The following is a 6431-nucleotide window of genomic DNA, read 5'->3' as shown; positions in this document are numbered from 1 at the left end:
GCGCATCACGCTGCCATTGCTGCGCCCCAGCCTGCAGACGGCGATCATCCTGCGCGTCATCCTCGCCTTCGAGGTCTTCGCCGTCGTCGCAGCCCTTGGCGGCACCAATCTGCCGGTGCTGATGGGCGAGACCTACAACTGGCAATTCACGCTGCAGGACCGCAATGTCGCCGCCGCTTCGGCGCTGCTCATCCTGGCCGTCTCGATCGGCTTCACGCTGTTTTTCCTCAGGGTGCTGCGCGTGCCCAAAGAGGCACGGATATGAAGGAGGCGCGCATATGAGCGCGGTCACGCAAGCACCGGCTGCCGCGACCGCCGATGCGCGCAAGGCCGGCGACTGGCTGCTGATTGCCACCGCCATCATACTTTGCGTCTGGGTGCTGTTGCCGATCTACCTCCTGATCGTCAACGCGCTGTCGTCGCCGGGCGAGGTCACGGCCTTTCCCAAGCGCTTCTTCCCGTCCTTTGATTTTGGCAGCCTGTCCTTCTTCATCAATTTCGCCGGCGTCGCCAGGGCGCTGTGGAACTCGGTCCTGGTCGCCACCCTGACGATGATCCTCGCCATCGGCTTCGGCGCACCGGCCGGTTACGCGCTGTCGCGCTTCGACTTTCCGGGCAAGGGAACCTTCCGCTTCCTGGTGCTGATGACGCGCGCCTTTCCGCTGCCGCTGCTGGCATTGCCGCTGGCGGTGATGTTCATCCGCACCGGTCTCGACGACACCGCCATCGGGCTGGCGCTGGTCCACACCACGCTGGCGCTGCCGTTCGCCGTGCTCGTCACCTTCTCGCTGTTCTCCGGCATTCCGGTCGAGCTCGAGGAGGCGGCGTGGACGCTCGGCTGCACGCGCTGGCAGGCCTTTCGCAAGGTCATCCTGCCGCTGGCGCTACCCGGTATCGCGGCCTCGGCGGTGTTTGCCTTCACCATCTCCTGGAACGAGGTGTTTGCGGCCGCCGTGCTGACCATCGAGAACCGCACGCTGACCGCCTTCCTTTTGCAGAGCCTTGGTGAATCGCCGCTCTATCTCAAATTCGCCGGCGGTGCGGCGCTGGTCGTACCGGCGCTGATCTTCATCTTCGCCGTCAGGAAATATCTGTTCGCCATGTGGGGGATCGCCAACCGATGACGCGCGACACGGAGACCGCTCATGGCTGAAATCGCGATCAAGGGCGTGGCCAAGCGCTTCGGTGGCTTCACCGCGCTGCATCAGGTCGACCTCACCATCGCCGATCAGGAATTCATGGTGCTGCTCGGCGCATCGGGCTGCGGCAAGACCACGCTGCTGAGGATCGTCGCCGGGCTGGAGACGCCGAGCCAGGGCGAGGTCTGGATCGGCGGCCGCCGCGTCGACCATCTGCAGCCGCGCGACCGCGGTATTGCCATGGTGTTCCAGAACTATGCCGTCTTTCCGCATCTGACCGTGTTCGAGAACATTGCCTTCGGCCTGCGGATGAAGAAATTGCCGCAGCAAGAGGTCGAGCGCCGCGTTGCCCGCACCGCCGAACTCATGCATATCGAGCAATTGCTGAACCGCTATTCCGGCCAGCTGTCCGGCGGCCAGCGCCAGCGCGTCGCCGTCGCCCGCGCGCTCGCCATGGAGCCCGACGTCATCCTGATGGACGAGCCGCTGTCGAATCTCGACGCGCTGCTGCGGCTGGAAATGCGCGCCGAACTCAAGGGCGTGCTCGCCGCCTCCAGGACCACCACCATCTACGTCACCCACGACCAGGTCGAGGCGATGAGCCTGGCCGACCGCATCGCCGTCATGCATCAGGGCCGCATCGTCCAGGCTGCGTCGCCGGTCGAGGTCTACCGCAATCCGGCCGCGCGCTTCGTCGGCTCCTTCATCGGCAATCCGCCGATGAATTTCCTGCCCGCGACGAAGACCGCGAACGGCAGCTGGAGCGTTGCCGGGCTGACGCTCCCCGGCCCCAAATCAGACAGGCAGAAGCTGGAATTCGCCATCCGCCCCGAGGACGTCGATGCCGGCGGCGAGGGTCTGTACGCCACCGTGCGTGTCATCGAGCCGCTCGGACCGCACACGCTGGTCACCTGCGATGTCGAGGGCGGCCTGTTCCGCGCCATCTTGGAATCGAATGCCAGCGTCAAGGTCGGCGATCACCTGCGCCTGGCGCCCAAACCCGACCGCATCCGCTGGTTCGATCCTGAAACCACCAATGCCCTTTGACATCGAAAGCCCACGAACATCCATGACTGCTTCTGCCACCAACGACATCATCGCCCGCGCCGTCGAGGTGCTGAAAGAGAACGACCAGGGCGCCTACACCGTCCCGACCAAAGGCCTTTATCCGTTCCAGTGGAACTGGGATTCCTGCCTGACCGCGCTCGGCCTTGCCCACTATGACGAGGCGCGCGCATGGACCGAGATCGAGACATTGTTCGCGCACCAGTGGCCGGACGGCATGGTGCCGCATATCGTCTTCCATGTCTGGAACGACGGCTATTTTCCCGGCCCGGAGGTCTGGCGGACCGGCCGGCCGACGGCCACCTCCGGCATCACCCAGCCGGCCGTCGCCGGCTTTGCAGTGCGCCGCCTGTTCGACCGCGCTAGGGACAAGACGCTCGCAAGAGAACGCGCCAGCGCGCTGCTGCCGAAGATCGATGCCTGGCATCGATGGTTCTACGAAACCCGCGACCCCAAGGGCGAGGGGCTGGTCGCCATCATCCATCCCTGGGAGTCCGGCCGCGACAATTCCATCGACTGGGACGATGCCTTCGAGCGCGTGCCGACCGAAGGCGTCGAGCCCTACATCCGCCGCGACACCCTGCACGCCGACCCGGCGCACCGTCCGACACGGGAACAGTACGACCGCTACATCTGGCTGGTGCAGCACTTTCGCGGGCTTGGCTGGGACAATGCCAGGCTGCATGACGCCTCGCCGTTCCAGGTCGTCGATCCCGGCTTCAACGCCATCCTGATCCGCGCCGCGGCCGATCTTGCCGATCTCGCGCAAGCGCTGGGCGACACCGCGATTGCCGCCGCCAATCGTGCCCGCGCTGAAAAAGGCCTGGCGGCGATGGAACGGCTTTGGAGCGATGCGCAGGGCCAGTATCTTTGTCTCGACCGCATCACAGGAAAACGGATCGACAGCGCCTCCGTCGGCGGCATCCTGCCGGCCTTCGCGGCCATCCCCACGGCTCGTGCGCAAGCGCTGGCCGCCACCGTCGAGCGCCTTGCCGCCAACGCGCGCTACGTCGTGCCGTCGCATGATCCCGGCGATCCACGCTTCGATGCCAAGCGCTACTGGCGCGGCCCGGTCTGGCTGGTGGTCAACTACATGATATCAGACGGTCTTGCCGCAGCCGGCCACAACGACGCCGCGCGGCGCATCACGCAATCCAGCCTGGACCTGATCAGGGAAAGCGGCTTTGCCGAATACTACGATCCGCTCACCGGCGAACCGCTCGGCGGCGGCCGCTTCACCTGGACGGCGGCGATGGTGATCGAATTTCTGCGCCACGCGAGCTGAATACTTGCGGCCCGCCGTATCGGTCTCTATTCCTCTGCTGCTACAAGAATCCTTCGCAAACGGCCATCTATACTGGCGACCGGCATTCGTTCGAGCGACGAGAGGCGCGGCTTGGAATTTGACTTGAAAACCATCGAGGCGCTTGCGCCCGACCAGGCGTCGTTGAGCGCCGCTTCCAAGTTGACCAAGCAATCGAACTGGCCACGGCTCGAAAAGAACGAACAGCTCGCTCTCATCTGGGGGGAATGCCAGGGTTCCGGCTCCAATCCCTACCGTGTGGTCGTCGACACCGGCGACCATGGCTACAAATGCACCTGCCCGTCGCGGAAATTTCCCTGCAAGCACACTTTGGCGCTGATGTGGATCGCCGCCACCGCGCCAGCCAGTTTTGTCGCCGCCGGCTCGACGCCGGAATGGGTGAACGATTGGCTCGGCCGCCGCAGGAAGCCCGCGTCGCAGCCGGTGGCACCGGCACCCGGTGCGGGCGGCAAGAGCATCGTCGAAGCCTCGCGCGACGAAAGCGCTGTTGTCGAGGACGCGGCCGCGGCCGAGCGCCGCGAGGCTGCGCAGCGCAAGCGGGCGGAAGACACGCGTTCCTCTGTGTCGGCAGGCCTGGATGAACTGGATCAATGGATCGCCGACCAGCTGCGGCTTGGCCTTGCCGGTTTTGTCGACAACAGCAGCGATCGCTGCCGCCGGATTGCCGCGCGGCTGGTCGACATGAAGGCGACGGCACTTGCCAGCCGCATCGACGAGATACCGTCACGGCTGATGGCGCTGCGCGGCGAGGAGCGCCCGGACGCGGCGATCCGCGAGCTCGGCAAGCTTGTGCTGCTGGCCAAGGCCTGGCGATCGGCACCCGACGACCCGGAACTGAGGCGGCTCGTCTCGACCTCCGAGAGCCGCGAACAGGTGCTGGCCAATCCCGATGCGACACAGGTCGAAAGCGTCTGGGAAGTGCTGGGCGAGAAGATCGAGCCGCGCCGTGACGGTCTTGTCAGCCATTCGACCTGGCTGCTCGACCTGAACGGCGCCACCTCGCAATTTGCCCTGCTGCTCGATTATTTTCCGGCCTCGGCCGGTCGCCGGTCGAACGCGTTCACGCCAGGTGACCGTTTCGATGCCCGGCTGGTCTTCTATCCGGCGCGGCAGCCGCTGCGGGCATTGGTGGCGGATCGCAAGGGCGACGTCTCGTCCGGCCCGTGGCCGGATTTCAGCTTTGGCGCGTCGGATCCGCTGGCGGCCCATGTCGCTCGCCAGGACGCCGCGCCCTGGGTCACCGATTGCCCCGTCATGCTGCCGCCCGGAGCGATCCTGCTGGACGATCGGGGTGCCGCCTGGTGGCAGGCCGCGGGCGATCCGCACGGCATCGCCTTGCCGATCGCCGATACCGTCAATCCAACGCTGCTCGGGCTGGACCTCAAGGCAACGGCCGCACTTTGGAACGGCAGCCGGCTTGAGCTGCTGGCGGCGCAAAGCGGATTCGGGAGGCTTGATCTGTCGTGAATGAGATCGAGCAGACCGGCCTGGCGACGATGCGCGATTGCTGGATCACCGGCGGGACTACCTTCGATCTGGCTCCGGCCGCGTGGAAGGAGATCGCCGCCAGTGCCAGTCCCGACGAGCGTGAACGCCGGCTGCTGGCAATCGCCGCGCAGGCCCTCGACATTGCCTTGCGGCCAGCGGCGCCGAAGGCGCTGAACCGACGGCCGCCACTGCCTGAACTTGCCTTGCCGATGCTGCCGGAGCGGCTGCGGCCGCTTTTGCGAGCCGCGCTGAAGCATGCAGCCGACGCAAGATCCAAGACACGCGTGGCAACGCTCGTCGCCAGCCGAGGCTTCGTGCTGCATCCAATGGATTGGATGCCCGCCCCGTCATATCAGGAAAGTCCGGACGTTTATGCGCCCTGGGTCGACTGGCAGGCAGGTGTGGATGGCGAAAAACAATCCCGCCGGGAGCAGCTGACCGCGGAAACCTGGGATGACTTCTATCCCGCCGCGCGCCGTACCGCGCTGGCCGATTTGCGCCGCACCGCTCCGGCTTTGGCCAGACAACTGATCGAGGCCAAGGGATCAAGTGAGCCGGCGGAGGTCAGGGTTGCACTCATCGAACTCATGACGTTCGGCTTGGGCGCCGATGACGTGCCATTCCTGAAGAGCCTTTCCGCCGATCGTTCCGCCAGGGTGCGCGAAATGGCTGCCCGGCTGCTGGCAAGGCTGGGAGAGCATGGCAACCCGGGCGATGGCGGGGCGGAGGATCCGACAGCCGAACTCGCCGCCTTCATCACGGAAGGCAAATCCGGTTTCATCCGCCGCCGCACCACCTACGCGCCGGCAAAGCTCAAATCGCCGGCACAGGAAAGACGCCGCGCCGAACTGTTCGAAACCTGCAACCTGGTTGAGCTTGCCGCGCGCTTTGGCGTCACCGAGTCCGATTTCATTGCGGCTTGGCAATTCGGCACCGACAACAATGCCGACATCCTTGTCGCTCGAATGGTCGCCGCGTCAGGCAGCGATGCCGCGGTGACGCATATGGCCGATGCGCTTGTCGCCGAAGGCGGCAAGCCGGCGCTTTTCGTCCTCCACCTTATGCCGCGTCTGGACAGCCGCAGGAAGCGTGTCCTGGTCAGGCTGATCCTGAAAGACACGCAATATCTTGGTGCGCTCACCCTGGCCGAAGGCGTCGAAGCAGGCTGGCTGGAATGGGGCGACCTGACAAACGGCCAGACGCTGCCGGCATTGCGTTCCGCCGTTGCGGGAAACGACGAGCCCTTGAAGCGAAGCGCCGACCAGATACTGGAAACGATGGGCCTTCTCGCGACAGCGGCGACGGCGGAAAAATTGATCGGGGACGTTGTTGCGGCGGGCATGGCTCCGGCGGCGCCTTCGCTCGGTCTTCTGCGTCTCAACGCATCGCTGGCCGGGCCCAGAACCAACACATGA

Annotated in this window: 5 protein-coding genes and 1 pseudogene; all 6 read left to right on the top strand. The window is 65.6% G+C overall.

Going from position 1 to position 6431, the window contains the following annotated elements:
- Positions 1-265, top strand: a pseudogene (locus tag ACFSQT_RS19850) (sugar ABC transporter permease); the annotation flags it as partial.
- Positions 266-278: 13 nt separating this feature from the next.
- Positions 279-1124: a carbohydrate ABC transporter permease gene (locus tag ACFSQT_RS19845; protein ID WP_379016981.1), complete on the top strand. Its 846-nt coding sequence runs from the start codon at positions 279-281 to the stop codon at positions 1122-1124.
- Positions 1125-1145: 21 nt separating this feature from the next.
- On the top strand, positions 1146-2186 hold the full coding sequence (locus tag ACFSQT_RS19840) for an ABC transporter ATP-binding protein (RefSeq protein ID WP_379016982.1): 1041 nt from the start codon (positions 1146-1148) through the stop codon (positions 2184-2186).
- A gap of 22 nt (positions 2187-2208) precedes the next feature.
- Positions 2209-3489 carry an MGH1-like glycoside hydrolase domain-containing protein gene (locus tag ACFSQT_RS19835; protein ID WP_379021267.1) on the top strand — a complete coding sequence of 427 codons (1281 nt, stop codon included), beginning with the start codon at positions 2209-2211 and terminating at the stop codon, positions 3487-3489.
- Positions 3490-3612: 123 nt separating this feature from the next.
- Positions 3613-4995, top strand: a complete 1383-nt coding sequence (locus ACFSQT_RS19830) for an SWIM zinc finger family protein (protein ID WP_379021265.1) — start codon at positions 3613-3615, stop codon at positions 4993-4995.
- A complete protein-coding gene (locus tag ACFSQT_RS19825; protein ID WP_379021263.1) occupies positions 4992-6431 on the top strand; it encodes a DUF5691 domain-containing protein in 1440 nt (479 codons plus the stop codon). The genes ACFSQT_RS19830 and ACFSQT_RS19825 overlap by 4 nt, the downstream gene beginning before the upstream one ends.

The organism is Mesorhizobium calcicola (assembly GCF_042682105.1).
GTDB classification, from domain to species: Bacteria; Pseudomonadota; Alphaproteobacteria; order Rhizobiales; family Rhizobiaceae; genus Mesorhizobium; species Mesorhizobium calcicola.
The sequence above is the reverse complement of the archived record's forward strand: the minus strand, read 5'-3'. Positions and strand labels throughout refer to the sequence as shown.

Excerpts from the sequence above, each read along its gene's own strand:
- ACFSQT_RS19840 (WP_379016982.1), top strand. The coding sequence starts at position 1,146 with ATGGCTGAAATCGCGATCAAGGGCGTGGCCAAGCGCTTCGGTGGCTTC.
- ACFSQT_RS19845 (WP_379016981.1), top strand. The coding sequence starts at position 279 with ATGAGCGCGGTCACGCAAGCACCGGCTGCCGCGACCGCCGATGCGCGC.
- ACFSQT_RS19835 (WP_379021267.1), top strand. The coding sequence starts at position 2,209 with ATGACTGCTTCTGCCACCAACGACATCATCGCCCGCGCCGTCGAGGTG.